Below are 23445 nucleotides of genomic sequence, written 5' to 3'. Positions count from 1 at the left end.
ATCCAACACCTATGCAATTATTGAGTGAACAAGAGATAGAGCGGAGAAAGGACCGTGAAGCTTTGATGGAATTAGGGGTTAACCCTTATCCGGCCATTGAATTTCCCATCAATGTAACGGCAAAAGATATCCATGAGAATTACGAGAATAGAAAAAATGATTATAAAAATATTTCCCTGGCCGGTAGATTGATGAGTCGAAGAATCATGGGTTCAGCTTCATTTGCCGAAATTCAGGATTCCACTGGAAGATTGCAGATATATGTAAGAAGGGATGATATATGTGAGGGAGAGGATAAAACACTTTATAATAAAGTATTTAAAAAACTATTAGGTATAGGAGATTATATTGGCGTAAAGGGGTTCATCTTTACTACCCAGACAGGAGAAATCTCACTTCATGTGAAAGAGCTTACGGTTTTATCAAAATCCGTAAAACCTTTACCTGTTGTGAAAAGGGATGAGGCAGGAAATGTTTATGATGGTTTTACTGACCCAGAGCTCCGTTACCGCCAACGTTATGTGGATCTTACGGTAAATCCTGAGGTGAAAGATGTGTTTTTTACCCGTTCCAGGATCATTACCAATATGAGGAAGTATTTTGATGAGCGGGGATGGTTGGAAGTGGAAACGCCCATTCTTCAAGCTGTTCATGGTGGAGCTGCTGCCAAACCTTTTAACACCCATCACAATACGCTGGATATGCCACTATACCTTCGTATTGCCAATGAATTGTACCTGAAAAGGTTGATTGTCGGTGGGTTTGATGGGGTTTATGAATTTGGAAAAATGTTCCGAAATGAGGGAATGGACAGGACCCACAATCCAGAATTTACTGCAATGGAAATTTACATTGCCTATAAGGATTATATCTGGATGATGAAAATGGTGGAAGACCTGCTGGAAACAGTGACCATATCAGTTCATGGTACTGCTGAAGTAACCGTTGGGGATACTAAAATTGATTTCTCAGGCCCTTATCGAAGATTGACCCTTTTTGATTCCATCAAAGAATATGCGGGAATTGATGTGAGTAAAATGGATGAAGCCGAGCTCAGGGAAGTTTGTCATGAGTTTGGTATAGAAGTGGATGATACCATGGGGCGTGGAAAATTGATCGATGAGATATTTGGTGAAAAAGTGGAAGATCACCTGGTTCAACCAACCTTTATTACAGATTACCCAATTGAAATGACCCCACTGGCCAAAAAACACCGATCCGATGAAGGGTTGGTGGAGCGTTTTGAGTTATTTGTCAATGGAAAAGAAATCGCCAATGCCTATACTGAGTTGAACGATCCGATTGACCAAAGGGAGCGTTTTGAAGAACAATTGAAACTGGCTGCCCGTGGGGATGATGAAGCCATGGCCATGGATGAGGATTTCCTTCGCTCCTTGGAGTATGGTATGCCGCCGACAGCAGGTCTTGGAATTGGAATTGACCGTTTGACCATGTTGTTGACGAATAATTCAACCATTCAGGAGGTGTTGTTCTTCCCGCAGATGAGACCAGAGAAAAAGCAAAAGATTGCTACTGATGAAGATTTTATGGCAGTTGGGGTGGACCCGGGATTGATCCCTGCGTTAAGGGATTTGAATATTCATACCATTGACCAATTGAAAGAACAAAATGCCAATAAATTATTTAACGACGTTTGTGGAAGAAGGAAAAAATTGAAATTGGAGACTTCCAATCCTAGCAAAGAGGATGTGGAAAAATGGATCAGTGAATAAATTAAAAAGCCGGGTTAATCCTGGCTTTTTTTTATCCTTATTTTTCGGTTTTTGAGATATATTATTGGTTTTTGGTTTAGGTAATTACCATGTTTTGTGAATTTCTCTATTTTTGAAAAAAAATTGTACCCAAATTAGAAGGGGTGGTTTATTCCTGGAAGGTTTTTAGGGTGTTTTAATGATTTATCTACTGTTTTTATTGTTAATTATCGGATTTATTATTTAAATTTTAACGTTTTATCATTTTTGTTTCTTTATTGGTAATTATTTTGTTAAATTGTTGAAAATTTGAAAATAGGTCTATATACGTGATATGATGGATTTAAGACTCAACTCAGAGTTTGGTGCACTCAAAGCAGTGCTAATGCATCGGCCGGGAAGAGAAATAGACCGGCTGACTCCTTACAATAAAGAATTATTATTATTTGAGGATGTTCCTTATTTGGAGGCTATGCAAAGGGAGCATGATTATTTTACTCAAGTCATAAAACAAGCCACTGGAGCCCGGATTTATGGCCTCCATGAGCTTTTAATGGAAACCATATCGGATGAAAAGGTGCTTTTTAAATTAATGGAGGAAGCCCTTTCGGTATCCAGATTATCTCATTTGGCGGAAAGTATGGTGGCTCGTTTATCCACCTCAGAGTGTTCAACTGCATTGATGGCCGGGATCAAAGTTCATGAATTGAAGCGTAAGATCCCTAAACTTCCGGTAGTGGATTTAATGGATTTTGCCTATATCATTCCTCCCAGCCCCAACTTGTATTTCCAAAGGGATACAGCAGCTTTGACCCCTGGGGGGATGATTTTTTCAAGCATGAAAATGGAAGGCCGGCAGAGGGAGGCAAATATTGTTCGGGCCATTTTTGAGAACCATCCGGAGTTTATGGATAACAATCATAAAATATATCCCATTGATGGCCATAACAGCCCAGCTTGTATAGAAGGAGGGGATGTGATCATTATTTCTGATAAAGCTGTGGCTATTGGTAATTCTGAGAGGACTGATGAAAAGGCCATTTACCATGTGGCTAAGTCTCTTTTGGCAGAAGGAACAGTGGAAAGGGTTTACGAAGTTCACCTGCCCAAGCAAAGGAATTTTATGCACTTAGATACAGTTTTTACCATATTGGATGAAAACCTGGTGTTGACCTACCCAGATGCTTTGGAAGCAGTATTGAAAACCTCCCTATATACCCTGAAGAGTTCTGATAATGATCAGGTCCATATAAAAAGAACCGTCCTGAAAGAATCTTTATTAACGGTACTTGAAAAGGAAATTCCTTATTTGGAGATCATTCAATTGGGGAATGGAAATAAGGAATATGCCCTAAGGGAACAATGGTTTGATGGTGCCAATGTCTTTGCCATAGGGCCTAGAAGAGTGGTTTCTTATAGTAGGAACAAATACACTAACAGGTCTTTAAGAGATGCCGGTGTGGAGGTGTTGGAAATTCCATCCTCAGAGTTATCCCGGGGCCTGGGCGGTCCAAGGTGTATGACCATGCCACTCAGCAGGTCAAGCATTTAACCAACAATTAATAGGAACCATAAAAAAACCAGGCGACAGTCTGGTTTTTTTATCTTATCTAAATTTTCAGTTTAGTTCCACCACAAACGGGTTTGGCGGGATATCACGAATCAAATCTCCCTGGGTTGGCACCCCGGGCTATTATTGTTGAAGCTTTTACAGTCTTTCAGCTTTATTCGGGTAAATCGTACCTTGTACTTTGTACCATTTATCAAATTTTTAGATCCCGATTACCAGGTTAGGTAAAAAATTTAAGAATTGTATGATATACTCTTAGAAAGAATCAAAGAAGGATCTTCTTCTGGAAATCTTCAAGTCCTGCAGGATGCTTGCTTTGACCCTGATGTCAATATTGTAACTGGTAAACCTGCCAAATGGAATCCAGCTTGCATTCATCTGCCAGCAATGGAGATCCCTGGCAATTCCAATCATGGATTGGGTGATTTTGGCGGTGGAAATATCAAATCCAGTATTAAAATTGATTTTCCATTTTTCCGAAAGACTTAGGTCTCCTGAAACATTGACTGCCTGGGTGATATTGGTGTTTCCACGGGTGGATTTGCTATAGCTAAGATTGTAGCCAAAATTCAAATTCCAGGGAATGTCCCAGTCAATGTATTGGCTGGGGTCGTTGGCCATCCGGTCGATTTCACTTTCCGCAAATTCATTCATTTCTCCTCCCTGTTCGAGGTATTCATTGGTCAATTCTTCCCGGGTGTCAGCGGGCGTTTTTTCAGTAGATCCCGGCCGGATGCTTCCATTTAAGTTTAAATTGGCTCTTCTTAGGGTTCCCAGCCCTTGTCCCTGGTTCCAGGCAAATTCATTGATCCTATTTATAGTTTCACTTCCCGTTTCAGGGTTAATGGTTGTTCTGGTAGCATAAGGGTCCAAGGTAGCAGACATGGCCACAGAAAAGCGGTTGTCAAAAAATGAGGTCCTGGTGTTCATATTTATTGGAGCCAGGTTGAATGAATCCGCAGCAAAGTTATAGTTGGTGGAGATATTAAGGGATTGCAAAATAGGAACCTTTTTGGTGGTGGTTTCTGCCGTATCGCTTTTAGTTTTTACTTTAGCCTCCAAAGTGTTCCGGATGTTGATATTCAAAGAACGAGACTCTCCTCTTGGTGGACCTCCGAACAACTGGCCCTGAAAACGGGAGTAGAGCTGTTGGTTGCCCTCATTATCCACCTGTACATTTTGGTAGTAACCATATTTTGGGTCGGAGAAATCCGGAGTGTAGGAAAAACCGAATGTTGGCTGGAGATGGTGCCTGATAGCCTCCACTTTAGATCCTTCCTTGAATGAATAAAAACCGTAAATATTGGTGGACATGTTAAAGGAAGAATTGTAGTAACCTGCCCTGGTAAAACCATCTTCCAATATCCTGTCAACGCGCTCTTCGGTTGGGTTGTAGTAGTAATTGATTTTATCAAAATACCATAGTTCGGTATATTGGAACCCAGCTGTTCCTGTAAAATATTTGAATAAGGTGAAATTGGAGGAAACCGGTAAGGAATGTCTGAACCCATTTTCTGCCTCTTTCAATAGTTTTGGAAGGTTTTGAAGGTTAAATGTAGTGACTTCTGGATTGCGGGTGTCTGCAAATTGATCCTCCTGTAAAAACTCATTTTCCACTCCCAATTCCTGTTCTACCCGGTTGTTAATGGTGTTTTGAGCATTAAAATTCCAGGCAAAGTTAAGGGTCTTCAAAGGCTCAAAACCCACATTCCGGAATGGGGTTCGGCGGTTCATATTGACAGAGATGTCCGGTAAAACCAACCTTACCTCATCGGTTTGGACGTTTTGGGAATGCCTTAGGTTGGCGGACATGCTGAAAGGAGTCCCGGTAAAGGTTTTGCTGTAGGAGATATTGGAAGTGAATTCCGAGTTGGTATTTCTCATGTAATTGGTTGGGTTGACCACCAAATTGTTATAGTTGGTGGTCCCTGCATTTACGGAAGCAGAAAACCTGGAATTTCCCCTCGATTCAGGGCTATGGCTCCAATTGACCCAAAGTGTCGTGTAATCCAAGGGAGTTTCTTCAGTTTCAGGGCTACGGAACTGTTGGAAATCAATGTTAAACCCCCCATTAAAACGATACCTTTTTTTGTAAACCGTGGACAGCTTTACGCCATAGCCTCCTTTGGAAAATATTTCCCCGGTAAGCCTGGAATGTATATAGTCATTGAAGGCAAAATAATAACCGAAATCCCGCAAGAAAAAGCCCCTTCTTCTTTCTTCCCCATAGGATGGAATAATGATTCCGGAAGCCTTTTCTTCTGGTTGATCGGGTATAAATCCAAAAGGCAGCCCAATAGGTGTGGGGATACCATTGAAATATAAATTAAAAGGGCCGGAAATGGTTTGGTTTCCTTTGACCGATTTGATTTTGTTGGAGGAAATATGCCAATGGGGTTGTTCCAGATTACAGGTAGTGTAATAACCTTTGTGAAGGTACACATTGCCTTCTTCATCTTTTTTTACTGTCTGGCCTCTCAATAATCCTTCTTGTTGTTCGGTCACCACATCGGTAATAATGGCTTTTCGGCTTTCAAAATTATACCGCATTTGCTTGCGGATTTCGTAAGAAGTTCCTCCTTCCTGGAATAGAGGGCTGCCCGTTACCGTTCCTGTGGAATCTTCAAGGCCTGAGGCATATAATTCACTTTTGTCCCAGTTGATTTCTATGTAATCTGCTTCCAGTCTAATATTCCCATATTCAAACCAAGCCCCCCTGTAAAGATATACTTTTTGTTCTTTGAAATTGGAGACAATGCTGTCTTCCGCATAATAATTAATTGGGTTTTGGATATCTCCCTTGGGCACAGCTTTTGTTGTATCGGTTTTTGGAAGAGAATCCAAGACCAACAAACTGTCGGGAAAGACAAGGGCACTATCAATGTCAGGTGTCAGGTCAGGAGCGATAATTTCCTTTTCAGCGGGCCTTGGAATGGTGTCCTGCGCCCTTAGCCCCGAAATGGAGATTAATGATAAAATGAGGGAAAGATAAACGACCGTAATATTCTGCACCGATTACTTCTATTTACTTCAAAAATTTCTAAATTTTGCGTAAAGTTAACGTTAATAATGTTTATGAAACGAACCACTGTCAAAAATATTCTAATAATTTGCTTCCTGACCTGTGGGGTTTTGCTTTCTTCCTTTGTTCCTACAGGTGAGGGATTGAGGGAATTTCGTTTAAGAAGGATTGTGATTGATGCTGGTCATGGGGGGAAAGATCCCGGAACCAGTGGAAGTCACAGTAGAGAAAAAGACGTGGTATTGTCTCTTGCACTAAAAGTGGGGGATTATATCGAAAAAAATATCCCAGGTGTTGAGGTGATTTACACCCGTACAAGTGATGTGTTTATTGAATTAAAGGAAAGAGCAAATATTGCCAACCGGAACAAAGCCGACTTGTTTGTCTCCATTCACTGCAATGCCTCCAGCTCTTCTTCCCCACATGGTACCGAAACCTTTGTAATGGGGTCGAAAAATTTTGAAGGCAACTTTAATGTGGTGAAAAGGGAAAATTCCGTAATTCTATTGGAGGATGGTTATCAGGAAAATTATGAAGGCTTTGATCCCAATTCCCCAGAATCTTATATGATGTTCAACTTAATGCAAAAGGCCTATTTTTCCAATAGTATTTCATTGGCCCAAAAAGTGGAAAATGATTTTAAAACCAGGCTTCATAGGCATAGCCGCGGAGTTAAACAGGCTCCTTTATATGTGTTGTGGACAACCAGTATGCCTTCTGTTTTGATAGAAACCGGCTTTTTGTCCAATCGAACAGAAGAAAGGTACTTGAAAAGTGAAAATGGACAGGCTTATGTAGCATCTGCCATTTACCGTGCTATTAAGTCATATAAGGAGGAGATTGAGTCATTTTAGTATTATAAATAGTATCAATTATTGAGTGTTTAGTGTTTGGCCCGATCCTCTCGGGCTTTTTTTTTGTTTCTGTTATAACCCGGAAAGGGAGTTCCGGAACACCGTAGAAAAACTCAATACCCGGGACTGAAGGCTTTTTTACCTTTATTTTTTTATATTGGATAAAACAACTTTTCAGGAGGGGTGCCACCTTGTTGGTAAGGCCAATAAAGGGGATAAATCCCCAATTTAATTTTAAGCCCTATGGATATTGAATTCAATAGAAATGAGGATTTGCTCAAGCAGATGGTTGATGAATTGAACCATAAACTGGAAAAGGTCCAAAAAGGGGGAGGAGAAAAAAGGATTGCCAGGGAGCATGAAAAAGGCAAATTAACTGCCCGGGAAAGGATTGACTATTTATTGGATAAGGGGTCGCGGTTTTTGGAAATTGGGGCATTGGCCGCCGATGGGATGTATGAAGAAGAAGGGGGCTGTCCTTCTGCCGGAGTGGTGACTGGAATAGGTTATGTGCAGGGGAGGATGTGTGTGGTAGTTGCCAATGATGCTACCGTAAAAGCAGGAGCCTGGTTCCCCATGACAGCGAAAAAGAATTTAAGGGCCCAGGAAGTGGCCATGGACAACCATTTGCCCATTATATACCTGGTGGATAGTGCAGGAGTGTTTTTGCCCAAACAGGATGAAATTTTTCCGGATAAGGAGCATTTTGGGCGACAATTTAGAAACAATGCTAAAATGTCCGCCATGGGCATTGTCCAGGTGGCAGCCATTATGGGAAGTTGTGTGGCAGGAGGGGCTTATTTGCCTATTATGTCTGATGAAGCTTTAATTGTGGAACAAACCGGATCCATTTTCTTGGCAGGGTCTTATCTGGTAAAAGCGGCCATTGGGGAGGAGGTGGATAATGAAACTTTGGGAGGAGCGTCTACTCATTGTGAAATTTCTGGGGTCACGGACAATAAATTTGAATCTGACGGAGCCTGTTTAGATGCCGTGAAAAAGATTTTTGACAGTCTTGGGGAGCAAGAAAAGGCTGGGTTTAGCAGAAAAAAAACTGTTTTGCCCCAAAAAGATGAAAAGGAGATTTTTGGGCTTTTTCCTATTGACCGGGGCAAACCTTACGATATGCGGGAAATCATCCAAAGATTGGTGGATGGGTCAGCGTTTAATGAATATAAATCGGACTACGGTAAAACTTTATTGTGTGGTACCGCACGGATTGAGGGTTGGTCAGTAGGGATTGTTGCCAATCAAAGGAAAATGGTCAAGACCAAAAAGGGTGAGATGCAGATGGGTGGGGTGATTTACTCCGATTCTGCTGACAAAGCCGCTCGATTTATCATGAATTGCAATCAAAGGAAAATCCCATTGCTTTTTTTACAGGATGTCAGCGGTTTTATGGTGGGAAAAAGAGCCGAGCATGGGGGCATTATAAAGGATGGAGCAAAGATGGTTAACGCTATGGCAAATTCGGTAGTGCCAAAATTCACCATTATCATTGGGAATTCCTATGGTGCAGGAAACTATGCCATGTGTGGAAAGGCCTATGACCCCCGTTTGATTTTTAGTTGGCCTACTGCTCAAATGGCTGTGATGAGTGGGTCTTCCGCAGCAAAAACCCTTCTCCAAATCAAGGTGGCCTCCTTGAAAAAGGCAGGAAAGGAGATTACCCCGGAGGATGAAGAAAAATTATTGAAGGAAATTACCGAAAAATACGAAGAAGAGTTAAGTCCCTATCATGCAGCTTCCAGACTTTGGGTGGATGGGGTGATTGATCCATTGGAGACCCGGAAAATAATTTCCATGGGCATAGAGGCGGCCAATTTTGCCCCAATTAAGGAGCGCTTCAATGTAGGAGTTATTCAAACTTGATTGTAATTTTGGCGTAAACCAAAATACAGGTCAATCAACTTTGAAAACTTACTGTTTTTGAAGTTTATCGAGGTATTAGATTATGGAAAAGCTTACGGAAAAGGAGTTGAATGCCCTGGTTTCCTTATTAGACGATTCGGATAAAGAGGTGAAAGATCATGTGAAGGATAAAATCATTTCTTTAGGTAATGATGTGATTCCTTTTTTGGAGAAAAAGTGGGAGGACAGTTTTAACCCTGAACTTCAAAAAGAAATTGAGGAGCTGGTGCATGAGCTGCAGTTTTCTTTATTAAAAGAACGTCTGGAGGAATGGAAACAATCTGAAGATAGGGATTTGTTGAAGGGGCTTTGGATCATCAATACCTACCAATATCCGGACTTGGAATTTGAAACCATAAATGCAGATATGCAACAAATTTATTTTGATGTCTGGACTACCTTTAAAAGTGACTTGAGACCCTATGATCAAATTAGGCTGATCAATAATGTTTTGTTCAGCCAGTTAAAATTCTCAGCAAATACCAAAAATTTTCATAGCCCTGGCAATAGTATGCTAAGCAATGTGATTGCTACAAAAAAAGGGAACCCCATAAGCCTTTGTGCTATTTACTACCTGGTTGCAAGAAAACTGGGTCTGCCTATTTATGGAGTCAACTTACCCAACCTTTTTGTATTGACTTATAAGACCGATGAGGCTACCTTTTATATCAATGCTTTCAATAAGGGATTGATCTTTTCCCGCCAGGATATCAATAATTACCTGGAACATCTTAAGATTGAACCTCGTGAAGAATTTTTTCAGCCATGTGGGCATGAAGAGATCATGAAAAGGACAATGAGAAATTTGATGGTTTCTTTTGATAAAATAGGTGAACCGGAAAAGGTGGAAGAGGTTCGTCAATTGTTGGATATTTTGGAAAATTAGCCAAATAAGTGGCAATGTTTTTTAGCTTTTCTGGACAAATTGAATCTGCAAGAACAAACCTAAATACTACTCCAATTATTATTTAATTAAAAAATGAGTTCGGTTTAAAATCCCCATTAACATGACTTTTATCAAATGCTCATTTACAAGGGGAAGGACAAAGGGAAGATTAACAGGTGAAATACCTCAAAAATTTAAAAATTTTTCCAGGATTTAAGCCACTATTCCTTCCATTCTATGTTACATCCCACCGGTCTGGTGTTGGAAAGAGATGGGGAGTTTCCCTCCGAAATTTCCCTAAGGGCATTGGCCAAATGTTTTTGGGAAGCTTGTTCTGGCAATTGGGGATTGTTGTCAATGGCTCCTGAATAAACGATAGAAAAACCCGTTGGGCTGGGTTGGATGACTACTGCCTGGGGAATTTTGCTAATCCCCAATTGTCGGGAGATTTTTTGTTGATCATCAACCAAGTAAGGGAAAGTAATATTTTTATTGTCAATTTTTGCCTTTATGGCTTTAGTGCTTTCTTCTTCCTCCATGTTTATATGAGGGTTGATCATTGCAAATTGGAAGCCTTGTGGTCCAAATTTTTGTTGAAGCTGAATAATCCTTTCATCATACAACTTGGCAAATGGGCAACCATTGGTTGTAAAAATCAAAACCACAGCTTTTGCTTTGTTGTAATCTTCCAGTGAAAAGACCCCGTTACTATTTAGATTATTTAATTCAAAAGGGCTTACCTTTTGGGCAAAGGAACTGCTCCATAATCCCAGAAAAAGTAAAAAGGTAAAAATGAAAGTTTTCATGATTGATTTTGGGTTTGTTTTTTATACAGTTATCCGGAATTGTGCTACTAATCTATAATTGCTCCGGATAGGATGACACTTTCCAAGTGAACAAATAACAATTATTTTAATTTACCAAATAGTATAAGTTAATATTAAGTCATTGTCCCTTTCCACCTTTACTGTATAATAATGGTCTGCAAAGTCGGTATCATAAATTTTTCCCTTTATCACGTTGTCCAAATGGGAAAAGGGGAAAAGAAGGATGTTTTGCCGTAGGCTAATTCCTTTTCTTCCCTGGCATTTAAAAATAGATTCCTTTGCAGACCATGCCATGGTGTAAAGAATGGGATCATTGTCAAGAAAATCAATTTCCTGTGGATCCAGGAATTTGGGGCCCAAGCGGACCACCTTTTCTTTGATATAATCCAGGTCTATACCCACGGGCATTTCCTTGTGAAAAATAGCTGCTGCCAGTCCATTGGTATGGCTTAGGGAAACATTTCCATAACCGTCCATTGGGTGAGATTTGCCGTGTTCATCCTTATAAAAGCCTGGATAGGGCAGCTTTATGGCGTCTAAGGCTGATTTTATGGCAAGCCTGGCCCCTTTCCATTCCTTCTTTTTTTCCGGATGGCCGATATTGGCAAAGGAAAGCCTTTCCCGGAAGCTCAGAAAATCAATGGGCATATCTGCATGATCATCAATATTCTTCAGGGCTAAAGCTGATAAAGGGCTAATTTTTTCTATTTTTGCTTGCATATAAATCAAGTGGGGATAAAGAAGTTAATTACGCAATATATGTCAAAAATTCAAGTTAATAAACTCCATACCCTCACTGGACATAATGATTGTATTTATGCCTTGGTGGAAGGAGTGGATCCTAGAAAATTTTATACTGGTTCCGGCGATGGGATGGTGGTGGAATGGGATTTGGATGCTCCCAAGGATGGGAAATTGATTGCCAAGTTGTCCCATTCCGTTTATGCCCTTGCGGTTGATCCGGAAAGAAACCTGCTGTTTATCGGCCATAATTTTGAAGGGGTCCATGTGGTTGATCTGAATACCAAAGAGGAAATTTGGTCGCTAAAAATTACCAATCAGGCCATTTTTGATATAAAAGCTTATCAAGGGAAACTTTTTGTAGGAACCGGTGACGGCGTACTGACCATTCTCGATATTGAGGAAAAATCCTTGTTGAAGCATATTAAATTGGGTGAAAAAAGTATCCGGGTCATGTCACTGTTTCCTGAGAAGAAACATATGGCAATTGGGATGAGTGATAATTCCGTTGTGATCCTGGATCTGGAAACCTTTGCTCCTCTCAAAAAGATGCACAATCATACCAATTCGGTATTTGCCTTGCGGTATGCACCAGACGGGAAAATTTTGGTCAGTGGCGGCCGGGATGCTCATCTTAAGGTATGGTCGGTGGATTCCTATCAGGAGGAGGAAAGCATTGTTGCCCATTTGTATGCGATCAATTATTTGTCCTTTCGAGAAGATGGCAAATATTTTGTAACTTGTAGTATGGACAAGTCTATCAAATTGTGGGATGGGAGCTCATTTAAGCTTTTGAAGGTGATAGATAAGGCCAGGCATGCCGGACATGGTACTTCGGTAAACAAAGTGTTGTGGAGTCGGTATAATCACAAAATTATAGCCGTCAGTGATGATAGGACCGTTTCCATTTGGGATATAGAATTATAAGCGAAATGAAAATTACACCGTTAGAAATCCGCCAAAAAACATTTGAGAAAAATTTCAGGGGGTTTGACAAGGAAGAAGTTGCCTCTTTTTTGGCTTCCCTTTCCCAGGAGTGGGAGAAGATAATGGATGAGAAAAAAGGGTTGGAAATCAAATTGGAACAGGTTCAAAAAGAATCCGCCAAGCTCAGGGAGGTGGAAGGTTCTCTATTCAAAACCTTAAAAGCAGCGGAAGATACCGGGGCCAATATGATTGAACAGGCTAATAAAACAGCTGAATTGATCCTTAAGGAAGCCCAGATGAATTCTGATGCCATGCTTTCCGAAGCAAAGAATAAATCCAGGGCCATAATAGAATCCGCCGAAACCAAGGCCAAAAGAATAATGGAGGATATGAAGGAAGATGCTAGTGTTTTGGTGGAGGATTATGAGGATTTGTTGGCCCAGCGTGAGGTAATCCTCCGCAATTTGAAAAACCTGGCCAACAATACCCAGGAAACCATTAAGCATTCCCAGGATGATCTCAAAAGGGTGGATATGGAGGCACATGCTAAATTGGTGAAAACCATGAGCCGGAAGGTGAGCTTTGATGACGAGGATAATGTAGGTAGCCATATAGAAGCCAGGCCCAAAGAAAGGGAAAGTGAAAGCGAGGTTACCGAAACCACCCCTCCTGTTTCCATTCCAGGTAGTTCTGTTGCTGAGGCTGAGGAAACTCCTGAAAAAACTGGACCTGAAACTAAAGAGGAGCCAGGTAATATCCAAAACCGTGAGGAAACCAGCCATAATGAGGACGATACCTCATCCCAAGCTCCTGATGAACCCAAACAAAAAAAATCTGGATCATTTTTTGACCAATTCGATTAATGGGAAAAGTTTCACTTGAAGGAATTGAATTTCACGCCTTTCATGGGGTGTTTTCGGAGGAAAAGAAGTTGGGCAACCGCTTTACCGTGGATATCCATGTGGAGACCAATTTTAAGAAAGCCATGCTCGAGGATGACCTCCATGAGACAGTGGATTATTCCCGCCTTTATCAGATCGCCAAGGGACATATGCAGGAGCCCGTCAAACTTTTGGAGCATCTTGGACATTTGATGATTGATGACATTATTAAAGCTTATCCCAAACTCCAACGGGTGGAAATTATCATCAAAAAACACAATCCAGCATTGGGAGGAGTGGTGGATTATTCGGTAGTAAAGGTTTCCTATCCAGAAGATTACCAATAAGTGTACAAAAGAGAAGAAATTACAAGGACCAAAAAGCAGTTTTGGACCACATTTGGGCAATATATGAAGCCTGTCCCAAGTGCCGAAGGAGGGCGTGTCAACTGGCAAAATTATAAAACAGGGGTCAAGCATATTTTTTTCAGGATGCGTGCTGAGCGAAATTTTGTTTCCATCGGCATTGAGATAAACCATCCTGATACCGAATTGCAGGAATTGGTCTTTGAGCAATTAAGGGAATTTAAGAAAATGCTTCATGCTATTCTGGGGGAAGATTGGGAGTGGAAACTTCATGACCAGGATGAGTTTGGGAAAATCACTTCCATGGTTGAAAAAAAGTTAAAAGGTCCCAGTGTAATGAACAAGGACGATTGGCCGCAAATTATTTCCTTTCTAAAACCCAGAATTATTGCACTGGATGAATTTTGGGGCAATATCAAGCCTGCTTTTGAAGAATTGTAGGCATTGTTTTTATTGGATAGTCCAAGCCTTCAGACTTGGCTTCTAAGCAAAGTGATTTTCCGACCAGGCCCCAAAAAACAAAATCTCCAGACTTTGGTAAAATGAATTTTTTAGAACTAATAATATTTAACTACAATAAACCTTTTAAAACTTAAACAACATTTTATGAAAACCTTTTTTCTAGTTTTTATCAGTTTCCTGCTTTTTAACTCAGCATTTGCCCAAATGAATGTTCCAGAAAAAGAGGTGCCCATTTATGAATTTGGGAAACCTGTTGAAGACTTCGAAACCAATTTTGAAAACTTATTCCACAACTGGACTACAGAAAATGTTACCAATGCTGATGATTTCCAGCTTTTGAAATATGAATTGGTGGAAACCATTAATGATGAAAAAGCTTATCAGGTTTACAGGAATTATTTTTCTGGGCGAAAAGCAGTTTTTAGTAGTACTAGTGGAAGTTCAGGCGGCCATATTGATTCAACTGGTCAATTAGTCGAGTATTCGGAACTTTATATTGAGCCCGGTTATCGGGGTCATGAAATAATTGATTATTCCAGATTACCTGACAAATTACAAAAAGCCCTAAATAAGGAGTTTATCCAAGAGTTGGAAGAGGTGAAATCTAAACCTTTAAGTATCGATTCTTTGGATTTAAACTATTATAGCTATTCCTTTTCAAAAACAGATACTGTAGTAGATAACGATAAATTCAATGATTTTAATACAGTTGGAATCATCCATTCCCATTATGGTCAAGAAGTTTACACAACAGGAAAATTGTCCCAAAATTTTATGGATGTTAAAATTAAAAAGAGAAAAAGGATCACCGATTTAGATGTCGAGGAAATAAGGGATTTGATTTTGGAGGAGGAGAAAACCAGAAGGATTGGGTATCAGGTTCGTTTTAATGAAAAGGTGAGCATGGGGGATAAAGTGTATGTGGTTATTTTTAGATACAAAAATAATTTGTTTTCAAATTATGTCATCTGTGATTCAGAAAGCAAAAAAGTGGTGATGGATTATTTGTTTAAAAGCATAGAAGTTACGGTTTAGGGTCCACCGATAAGCCAATCAAAATTAAAATGGCCCAGGGTTTGCGCCCGGGCCATACAAAATTTAGTATTTAATTTTTCATCAAAAAAATAAAACATTTTTTATAAAACCCCTAAATGGGTTTTTTTACATTATGATGGTAAAACCTAAGCCAAGATCTAATCCGTTTAATACCTCTTTATAATCCCCGTCATAATCATAATTGGTAGAGCCATAACCTAATTGAATATCTAATGCCACTTTTTCGTTTAAGAAAATTCCAATTCCACCAGCAATTTCATAAAGAAGTATAGAACCTGAATCGCCGCCTCCATTGGTTTCAATGATCCCATAACCAGCCATTCCTTGTAGGTAGGGTTTTACAGGGTTTGGAGGACCAAAATAATACCTTCCGAAAGGTGCGATAGCAAAGGTTGTTAATTTGGATTTATTCCCTGATGGGGGGGTATAAGCATAATGAGCGATCGGAATTTCTAATCCCAATACCAAGTCATCAACAATGAATTTTCCAAACTTAGGAGATACCTCTAAGGTTGAAGTTTTTCCGGTGTCTTCCGTAAATTCACCAAATTTTAATTCAGAGTTCATTGATGTGAAATTTAAATTGGTTTCACCACCCAAGAAAAACTTCCCTTTCTCAGTTTGTGAAAATGCCATCATTACTGAACTTAACATCACAAATGAACTGATGATAATTACCTTCAATGTTTTCATTATGTTCTGGTTTACAGTATTTTAAATTATTTGTCTTCTATATCCTGCTTTAAAGGAGATTTCCTTTGATTGAGAAATAGATTCATTACAATTCTTGATTTTCCCAATTCCAGGAACCGGAATTCCAGGTTTAAGGGCAATTTCCCCAAACTTTTGTTGGGGGCTTTAAGTAATTAATGTATAAGTAAAATTACCAGATTGTCGGTGGATCTGGCTTTGAAAAGTGATAGTGAAATGGGTTAAATTTAGTCTAGATTGCTAGGAGAGGCCTTTATTGGTAGAGAAAAAGCATTTTTTACTATAACCTTAAAAATAGAAGGGGAATTGGCAAGGAACAATAATAGAATAACTTTGGAAAATTGATTTTTGCCTCGGATTCAGTAGTTGTTTTTAAATGATTCAATAATCCATTTTTACTGGAATCAGCGGAGAATGGAAATTAGATTGTTGATTTTATCATATTGAATTTTAAAAAATTTAGTTCTGATTTTCTGGGAAGAGACGCTTATTTTGGTTGATTTCATCAATAAATTACTCAACATTGCTTCCACGTCTGCACAAAATCTTTCATTTGTGGTTTTAAGTATGTTTAAAACATTGGCGGTAATAAATGAAATCTTCCGATCATCTCCCAATTTGAAAAAAATAGTATTATCCCCTATGGTCACTTCATTATAATGAAGTTCATAATTGGAAAATGAATCATTTTCAACCTTATCATCTTCTTGCTTTTTCGAACCTCTTTCCGCCATTTTTTCAATGCTTTCAAGCAACAGGATTAATTCCTCAAGTAATAAGATGACATCCTGATGGTTTGTAAATAACCCACTCTCATGAAAAAATTCAATTTGATTTAAAGTACTGTTTACCGTTTCCCTGTTCCATATTTCGATACTTGGGATTTCATCATAAAGTCCATAGATTTTATTAGAGAGGTGGAGTAATTCCTTTGGAATTACCTCAAAATTATAATCAGTATTGGTATAGTTGGGGTCATTAAGAATGAATCGCTGCCAAAAATACATTTTAAAGGTGCAAATTTTGGGATAGCGAAAATAGTGAAAAATGGGAAAGTCTTTTGATAGGTAAATCATCTGCTTTCTTTCATTTGAGGTTTTCAAAAACTCTAAATGACCCAATATTGACTCCAGGTATTTTTTAAGTGTGTATCCAGGATCTGAAAAACTGTGATAAGTAAAACTTACCTCATTAAAATAATTACTTACAATGGAATCAAGTGACACATCATATGTTTTAGCAAGATTAATGATTTCAGAAAAAGACATTTCCTTTTCTCCCCTTAATCTTCTGTAAGCACTATCAATGCTAATATTTAGGTGGGTGGAAATATCATCCACCAAAGACGTTTGTTTGGGTATCTTCCTCTTGATTTGGTCAAAAAAAAGCAACTGAAAGTGATTAAGGGAATCCATAGAATGAGCTTATTAAAAATTAATTACCTCGGAGAACCAATTATCAATAATGGAAGTTTTTTAAGGGCTTTTACTAATTTAATTAAAAAATGAAATGGTGGGAAATTATAATGATTCAAATAGCAAAAAATAAGTTTTAAAATTCGTTTTGTAGGTGGTGTAAATATATAAAAGGTTTAATTTTTGATTAGTTTTTATTGGAGTTATATATAAATTATTCCCAGTGAAGATTGTAAGGGCCAAAAATGAAAATCCCTGATAATTAGGGTTGATGAGTTTAAAAACTAATCAAATGGGCTTCAATAAGAGGGTGAAAAAGGAACCTGGTAGATGAATCCATTTCTTATAAATATAGGGAGAATTAATCCTAATGGGCCAATTCTTCTGGTTCAGGTTTTTTCTATTCCCCAGCATTTTTCCAGTCGCCTCAATTATTCCTTGATTAGGAATATCCGCGGATATTCCTGCAAACTCAAAAATCAAAAAAGGCCAGGAACTCCATGGGCAAAATGGAATATTTTTTAATTGGATTCCCTTAATCCAAAAATCATACTCAGAACATTATCCTGCCGTCACGAAAACTAAAGTTTAGGGATTGGAGTCAGTATATATTCCAATTGGCTGCAAAATTTATGTAGAATTTGTTAAATTAAATAAGTATCTGATTTTGAGGTTTTAAAAAGTGTTTGGAGTGGCTTTTGTTTTATTTTGTTGATTAAAATTTTAGCGTTATGAAAAGTGAATCCTGGCCCGAACTATCGTTTGAAAAAGCGAAGGAAACTTACGAAACCATCCATATGTGGACCCAAATTGTAGGAAAGATTAAATTGGTACGGCTTCCATGGATCAATCATTCATGGCACATTACCTTTTTTGTTACGCCATTTGGGCTGACCACAGGTGACATTCCATACCCGGAAAAGCATTTTCAGATCAATTTTGATTTTCTCAACCATTATTTGCAAATCATCACCAGCAAAAATGAGGAACAGCGAATCGACCTGAAAAACCTTTCTGTAGCGTCTTGTTTTAAAAAGACCTTTTCCATTTTAAAGGATTTGGATATTGAATGTGAAATTAACCCCTTACCCAATGAATTGGAAAATCCAGTGCCTTTCCATCTCGATGAGGGACATTCCACCTATAATCCTCAATATGCCACTGATTTGCATCAAGTATTGCTCAATGCGCACGAAATATTTATCCAGTTTAGGTCTGAATTTATTGGGAAATGCAGTCCCGTCCATTTTTTCTGGGGCGGCTTTGACCTGGCGGTAACTAGGTTCTCTGGAAGAGAAGCCCCCTTGCATCCAGGGGGAATTCCGCATTTGCCTGACAGGGTGACCCAGGAGGCTTATTCCCAGGAGGTAAGTAGTTGCGGATTTTGGCCGGGAAATGGCTTTTTCCCTCAGGCAGCTTTTTACAATTATATGTACCCTGAACCTGAGGGCTTAAAAAATGCCACTATCAAACCGGACAGCGCTTTTTACCATCAGGATTTGGGAGAGTTTATCCTTCCCTATAAGGAATTGCAGGAATCAAATAATCCCTCCCAAATGGTAACGGATTTTCTTCATAGCACATATAAAGCAGGGGCTAACCTGGCCAAATGGGACAGGCAAAAACTTGAAAAAGTTTATTCACTCCATTAAGATTTACCCATATCTTTAATATGGCTATTATAACTTTTCAATCTTTCTAACTTAATTTGGTTCTTTTGATAATGAATAAAAAAACCATTTCGCAACCCTGCAAAATGGTTTTTAGTTTGGCTGATGCTGGTAATTATCTTAAGTAAAAGCCTATCAATTTCCCCTGTTTAAATCATTTCCATCCACCCCCCAGGGCTTGGTAAATGTTGACTTTAGCACTCATTTGCTGTTGTTTGGTTTCAACCATTTCACTGAAATCATCTGTGCTTCTTGAGATGGGTTGTGGGTACCTGCCTACCAGAAAGTTTAACTTGTTTTTGTTTCTGTGATTTTTTGCAGGATATCATATTGAAGGCTTTTGGTATGGAATACCTCTGCTTCAAATTTTTTGACAGCCAATTCGGTAACCTTTGCAGCATCTTTTTGAAGTCTAACGACTTCCAATGCATTGCTCTGGATATCAATATTTCTTTTTACGATGGTGAGCTGATTGTCCCGCGCCAGCAATTCATAATAGGAATTGGCGATCTCTGCCACCAGGTTGGTCACCATAAAATTTTTCCCTTCTATGGTGGCCAAGTATTCAGCAAAGGCGGACTTTTTAGCATTACGCAGTTTATGCCAGTTATCCATTTCCCAATTGGCAAAAGCCCCCACAAGGAAATCCGGTAAAGGTTCGGGAAATTCTCTTCCCGGTTTGATTTCGGTGTTAGCATCATTGGCTCACTGGCTGGTATATCTGCCGACCTTTTCGGTTTCTGCACCGGCTTTCAGATCTACAAAGGGCAAATATTCTCCTTTTCTAACCCTGACTTCATTTTTGGCGATCTCCAATTCTTGAAGTATAATATTGAGTTCCTAGTTGATTTTCCCAGTTATCTTCAGGGCCATGTTTTTTCATGCTTACTGCCAAAATCAGACTGAAAATAACAATAATGCCCATCAAAATTAAGGAAGGCAAAGCATTCATATTATCATTACCAAGTTCAATTACCATTACGGTCATAAGGCTCAAGCCCATCAGGGCTGCAAAACTTAACCAGGGAATTGAAAAAAGAAAACCTAAGGTCTTCTGGTTCCATAGCTGTACACCGGTAATTAACATTCCGGGCAGAACAAATGCCAGGTCGATAACCTGAACAGGATTGACCAACAAGCCAGCAAGCAGGGCACTTTCCGGAGTTTTACCTGAAATGATTGCCGGAATGATCTCAGACAACCACAATATCCCAAAAAGGCAGGCTACTCCAATAAGAAAAACCCCTGTTATTTTTGACCATTTTTGGGGAGTTTGATGCATTGATGGGCTATAGTCAATTTTTATCCATCCTGCCAAAAGGGAAAAGAAGGAAAGGCTCAGGATCAAAACATAAACCAGAAACAGGTAATTGAAATGGACAAAAAATGCATAAAGGAGGAAAGCATATATAAAATATAAATGGGATCCAGTCCAGACAAAAAATGCAAAACGGGAGCCTTTTCTTGAAAAATGGGTGCTAAAAATAAAAACAATTACGGCAAAGAGATTGCCTATATCCTGGCCAATTGCCTGCAATTTCCAGTTTTCCGTTTCCTGCGAGTAAATTTTAGGATCAATAATGCCCAATAAACTGGAAGCAACAACCAATATTCCCAAGAGTATTGATATGCCATACCATTTATTTGATTTTGTCACCACAGGTCCTCCCATATAAAACGTATTTTAAAGACTTAGAAAAAATATAAGTTATAAATCAATAAGACGGCTAAAAGGACATTGATCAGCGTTCCCCATTTGGCATCCCTCCAAAACTTGAAAATGAGGGTTTGGGAGACTATAATCGCTAAAGAAGCGTAAAGGCTCCAATTTTCCCATTGCAAAACATAACCTGCTGCCATTATGAAAAACAACAAGGAAGCCAACATCCATAATACTCCCCAAGGCCTGCTGATCTGCATGGGGGAATTAGGGATTTTTACCAGGTGAAAAGCCGATACAAATCCCATTATATGGATCAGGCCATGAAGGCCGATTAAAGTGGTTATAATTAATTTCATTCCTAAATTTCTCTCTTACCTTAAAAAAGAACAATGATGGATGTGGGATGAAAAACTGATCAATACCCAATTAATTGTCATAATACATCAAGTTGAAAAACCTGATAATCCAAATAGTTATAATTATTATGGTTGATGTATTTGCTGAACCGGAGGCTGTCCAATTGTTGAAAGCTGAATGCTCATAAGGAAATAAAAAAAATCGCTTTTTTTTATTAAAAACTGGTTAAAAGCCTTCTTTCAGTATACTGAATTTTGATTTTAGAGGTTAAGCAGCTATTGCTCCTAGGGATTTGCTCTGATATGGATGCAATAATTGCCCGAAAGTGCATCCCTGTGGGATTCATTTAATTATTTCTAAATAGCTAATAAGGTTAGTCACAAATCATTTCAAACTCACATGTTATGTTTGCCCATGGAAATATACTAATATTGGGTGATTGTAATTAGCTGCTTTTTTTAGTTTATGAAAGATCCTCATTATTTGCTTGAGCAAAAAATTGAAAATTCAATAAAGCTTTCCCCCCCAGAAAAAGAATTGATCAAGTCTTCTTTTAATTTTATTTCCAAAGGCAAAAATGAGCATTTAATGAAGAGTGGGGAGACCTCCCGTCATTTGTATTTTATTGTAAAAGGGTATGTCCGCACCTATCATGTCAATGAAACAGGGGAGGAGGTGACAACTAGCCTTGCAGGGGAAGGGGATTTAATGGCGTCATTTGAAAGTTTTCTGAAAGAGATTCCTTCTCATGAAAACATCCAATGTGTTACCTCCTGTGAGTTATTAAAGATATCCAGGGAGGGATATAATAATTTATTCAAGGAAGTGCTGCACTGGCCTGAATTCTGTAAAGGGGTCTATGAAAAATATATTCTCAAAATGGGGCAAAGACTTTTGGGAATGCAAAAATGGTCTGCTTCAGAACGGTATGAAAAATTATTGGAATCCGATCCCAAATTGGTTGGGGAAATTCCTGTAAAGTATTTGGCCTCCTATATTGGGGTAAAACCCCAGTCTCTTAGCAGGATCAGGGCGGACATTAAATAACATATGTGATTTTTTTAGGCTTTTGGTGCCCATAGTTTTAAAAAAAAATAAAAAACTATGGACGAAAATATTCTCCCCATTTCCATTTTGCCTGCAGATATGATCAATTGCTTTCTTATCAAAGGCAAAAAGGGCCATATCCTGGTTGATACCGGCTTGCCCAATAGTGCCCATAAGATACTGGATCAGTTAAAAGAAAGGGGAATTGATAAAGGTGATATTCAATTAATTATCGTCACCCATTGTCATGTGGATCATTTTGGAAGTGCAGGGAAGCTCAAGAAGATGCTGAAGGTCCCAGTATTGGCACATCAGTTGGATGAAGCTTTTTACCTTTCCGGTCAAGCCAATCAAGCCACTTTGAAACCCAACCTTTGGACCTGGAATGCCTTCAGGTGGTTGATAAAAGATATGAAGACCTATTCCCTGCAGCCGGATATTTTGTTGAAAAATCAGGAGGAATATGATTTGAATCAATGGGGGATTGCAGGGAAAGTTATCCATACTCCTGGTCATACCCCTGGATCCTTATCCGTTGTATTGGAAAATGGAAATGCTATCATCATGGACATGGTGGCTTCTGGGATTTTGATTGGGGGAGTTATGTGGTATTCAAGGGTAAAATATCCCCCCTTCCATGACAATCTAAAGGACTTAAAAGGGAGTTTTGAAAAGTTGCTGTCTGAAAATTGCGAGCACTTTTACCTGGGGCACGGCAAGCCGATTACCCGGAATCAGCTGGTGAAATTTTATGATAGAAAATTCAAAAAAGTCAGGTGAGATCAGTTGGGGAACAAAATACCTCCTTGCCTAATAGGTATTCAAAACTAGTCAAAATGAAAGTATTTTCTATTTGGAATAGGGATGTGAAAGTAAAATTGGTCCAAGTTTCCTGATCACTTGGGCCTAAACTTTCCGAAATCTCCCAACTTCAGTTTCAGGTCCCAGTTTAAGTGCTAAAGTTTTAAACCCATCAGCTCTTTTTCTTTCTGTCTGAGTGGCCCAGGTCCTTTTCAGGGGCAATGACATCCCTGACCAATTGTTTTAATTCGGTGATTTCCGGAAATCGGCCTTCCTCTTTTCTTGACCAGATTAATTTGCCGTTGGCCTTTACTTCAAAAATTCCACCTGTTCCGGGTTTCAGGGTAAGTCCATTGATTTCTTTTTCAAAGGTGGTCAGTAATTCTTGACCCATCCAGGCGGCCCTTAGCATCCATCGGCATTGGGTGCAATATTGGATTTCTACCTGATTATCCATAACAATTGTCATTTTACTGAAACTCGTCTAAAATAGCGTGAAATGCCATTTCAATTCTTAATACCTTGGTTAATATTTTTCTCCCGAGGCACTTTTGTATAATCTAACTT

21 protein-coding genes and 1 pseudogene are annotated in these 23445 nt (G+C 39.0%); 13 read left to right on the top strand and 9 right to left on the bottom strand.

From position 1 onward, the window contains the following. Positions 1–11: 11 nt before the first annotated feature. Both lysS and QWY93_RS02930 read left to right on the top strand, forming a co-directional pair. Positions 12–1733: a lysine--tRNA ligase gene (gene lysS, locus QWY93_RS02935; RefSeq protein ID WP_290246693.1), complete on the top strand. Its 1722-nt coding sequence runs from the start codon at positions 12–14 to the stop codon at positions 1731–1733. Positions 1734–2049: 316 nt separating this feature from the next. After that, positions 2050–3264: an arginine deiminase gene (locus QWY93_RS02930; RefSeq protein ID WP_290248810.1), complete on the top strand. Its 1215-nt coding sequence runs from the start codon at positions 2050–2052 to the stop codon at positions 3262–3264. A 273-nt stretch (positions 3265–3537) separates the two neighbouring features. Here QWY93_RS02930 and QWY93_RS02925 read toward each other — a convergent pair whose 3' ends face one another. After that, on the bottom strand, positions 3538–6294 hold the full coding sequence (locus QWY93_RS02925) for a putative LPS assembly protein LptD (protein ID WP_290246692.1): 2757 nt from the start codon (positions 6292–6294) through the stop codon (positions 3538–3540). Positions 6295–6357: 63 nt separating this feature from the next. Here QWY93_RS02925 and QWY93_RS02920 point away from each other — a divergent pair, with 63 nt between their 5' ends. The 3 genes from QWY93_RS02920 (at position 6358) to QWY93_RS02910 (ending at position 9955) form a co-directional block, all read left to right on the top strand. Beyond that, positions 6358–7158, top strand: a complete 801-nt coding sequence (locus tag QWY93_RS02920) for an N-acetylmuramoyl-L-alanine amidase family protein (RefSeq protein WP_290246691.1) — start codon at positions 6358–6360, stop codon at positions 7156–7158. Between the two features lie 243 nt (positions 7159–7401). After that, entirely contained in the window at positions 7402–9030 is a 1629-nt protein-coding gene (locus tag QWY93_RS02915) for an acyl-CoA carboxylase subunit beta (RefSeq protein ID WP_290246690.1), read from the top strand. An 82-nt stretch (positions 9031–9112) separates the two neighbouring features. Then, a complete protein-coding gene (locus QWY93_RS02910) occupies positions 9113–9955 on the top strand; it encodes a transglutaminase-like domain-containing protein (RefSeq protein ID WP_290246689.1) in 843 nt (280 codons plus the stop codon). A 221-nt stretch (positions 9956–10176) separates the two neighbouring features. On the opposite strand, the gene QWY93_RS02905 is transcribed toward QWY93_RS02910, so the two are convergent. Together QWY93_RS02905 and QWY93_RS02900 are read right to left on the bottom strand one after the other, a co-directional pair. Further along, positions 10177–10761 (bottom strand): redoxin domain-containing protein, encoded by a 585-nt coding sequence (locus QWY93_RS02905; RefSeq protein WP_290246688.1) that lies wholly within the window; start codon positions 10759–10761, stop codon positions 10177–10179. A gap of 111 nt (positions 10762–10872) precedes the next feature. Continuing rightward, on the bottom strand, positions 10873–11502 hold the full coding sequence (locus QWY93_RS02900; RefSeq protein ID WP_290246687.1) for a 4'-phosphopantetheinyl transferase family protein: 630 nt from the start codon (positions 11500–11502) through the stop codon (positions 10873–10875). Positions 11503–11541: 39 nt separating this feature from the next. Here QWY93_RS02900 and QWY93_RS02895 point away from each other — a divergent pair, with 39 nt between their 5' ends. From QWY93_RS02895 to QWY93_RS02875, 5 genes are all read left to right on the top strand, one after another. After that, positions 11542–12450, top strand: coding sequence for a WD40 repeat domain-containing protein (locus tag QWY93_RS02895; RefSeq protein ID WP_290246686.1), 909 nt, complete (start codon positions 11542–11544; stop codon positions 12448–12450). 5 nt (positions 12451–12455) lie between these two features. Then, entirely contained in the window at positions 12456–13313 is an 858-nt protein-coding gene (locus QWY93_RS02890; RefSeq protein ID WP_290246685.1) for a DivIVA domain-containing protein, read from the top strand. Beyond that, the gene (gene folB, locus QWY93_RS02885) at positions 13313–13678 is read left to right on the top strand and encodes a dihydroneopterin aldolase (RefSeq protein ID WP_290246684.1); all 366 of its coding nucleotides are present in this window, start codon (positions 13313–13315) and stop codon (positions 13676–13678) included. Before QWY93_RS02890 ends, folB begins: the two co-directional genes overlap by 1 nt. Then, entirely contained in the window at positions 13679–14137 is a 459-nt protein-coding gene (locus QWY93_RS02880; protein ID WP_290246683.1) for a DUF4268 domain-containing protein, read from the top strand. A gap of 165 nt (positions 14138–14302) precedes the next feature. Then, positions 14303–15193: a hypothetical protein gene (locus QWY93_RS02875; protein ID WP_290246682.1), complete on the top strand. Its 891-nt coding sequence runs from the start codon at positions 14303–14305 to the stop codon at positions 15191–15193. A gap of 126 nt (positions 15194–15319) precedes the next feature. Here the strand turns inward: QWY93_RS02875 and QWY93_RS02870 are convergent, their stop codons facing one another. Next, the gene (locus QWY93_RS02870) at positions 15320–15907 is read right to left on the bottom strand and encodes a putative outer membrane beta-barrel protein (protein WP_290246681.1); all 588 of its coding nucleotides are present in this window, start codon (positions 15905–15907) and stop codon (positions 15320–15322) included. Positions 15908–16329: 422 nt separating this feature from the next. Next, on the bottom strand, positions 16330–17340 hold the full coding sequence (locus QWY93_RS02865; RefSeq protein ID WP_290246680.1) for a hypothetical protein: 1011 nt from the start codon (positions 17338–17340) through the stop codon (positions 16330–16332). A gap of 731 nt (positions 17341–18071) precedes the next feature. Between QWY93_RS02865 and QWY93_RS02860 the strand changes: the two genes are divergently transcribed. Beyond that, positions 18072–18992 carry a DUF5996 family protein gene (locus QWY93_RS02860; protein ID WP_290246679.1) on the top strand — a complete coding sequence of 307 codons (921 nt, stop codon included), beginning with the start codon at positions 18072–18074 and terminating at the stop codon, positions 18990–18992. A 241-nt stretch (positions 18993–19233) separates the two neighbouring features. Here the strand turns inward: QWY93_RS02860 and QWY93_RS02855 are convergent. The 3 genes and pseudogenes from QWY93_RS02855 to QWY93_RS02845 form a co-directional block, all read right to left on the bottom strand. Then, positions 19234–19850 (bottom strand): annotated as a pseudogene (locus tag QWY93_RS02855) (TolC family protein); the annotation flags it as partial. After that, positions 19807–20682: a hypothetical protein gene (locus QWY93_RS02850; protein WP_290248879.1), complete on the bottom strand. Its 876-nt coding sequence runs from the start codon at positions 20680–20682 to the stop codon at positions 19807–19809. The gene QWY93_RS02850 and the pseudogene QWY93_RS02855, both read right to left, overlap by 44 nt. A 20-nt stretch (positions 20683–20702) precedes the next feature. Beyond that, positions 20703–21029 carry a hypothetical protein gene (locus QWY93_RS02845; protein WP_290246678.1) on the bottom strand — a complete coding sequence of 109 codons (327 nt, stop codon included), beginning with the start codon at positions 21027–21029 and terminating at the stop codon, positions 20703–20705. Between the two features lie 466 nt (positions 21030–21495). Here QWY93_RS02845 and QWY93_RS02840 point away from each other — a divergent pair, with 466 nt between their 5' ends. Next, positions 21496–22077, top strand: a complete 582-nt coding sequence (locus QWY93_RS02840; protein WP_290246677.1) for a Crp/Fnr family transcriptional regulator — start codon at positions 21496–21498, stop codon at positions 22075–22077. Between the two features lie 57 nt (positions 22078–22134). Next, positions 22135–22857 carry an MBL fold metallo-hydrolase gene (locus tag QWY93_RS02835; protein WP_290246676.1) on the top strand — a complete coding sequence of 241 codons (723 nt, stop codon included), beginning with the start codon at positions 22135–22137 and terminating at the stop codon, positions 22855–22857. A 193-nt stretch (positions 22858–23050) separates the two neighbouring features. Here the strand turns inward: QWY93_RS02835 and QWY93_RS02830 are convergent, their stop codons facing one another. Continuing rightward, positions 23051–23335: an Rdx family protein gene (locus QWY93_RS02830; RefSeq protein WP_290246675.1), complete on the bottom strand. Its 285-nt coding sequence runs from the start codon at positions 23333–23335 to the stop codon at positions 23051–23053. Between the last annotated feature and the right edge of the window lie 110 nt (positions 23336–23445).

The organism is Echinicola jeungdonensis, assembly GCF_030409905.1.
Lineage (GTDB): Bacteria > Bacteroidota > Bacteroidia > Cytophagales > Cyclobacteriaceae > Echinicola > Echinicola jeungdonensis.
This window is presented reverse-complemented; position numbering and strand designations above follow the sequence as displayed.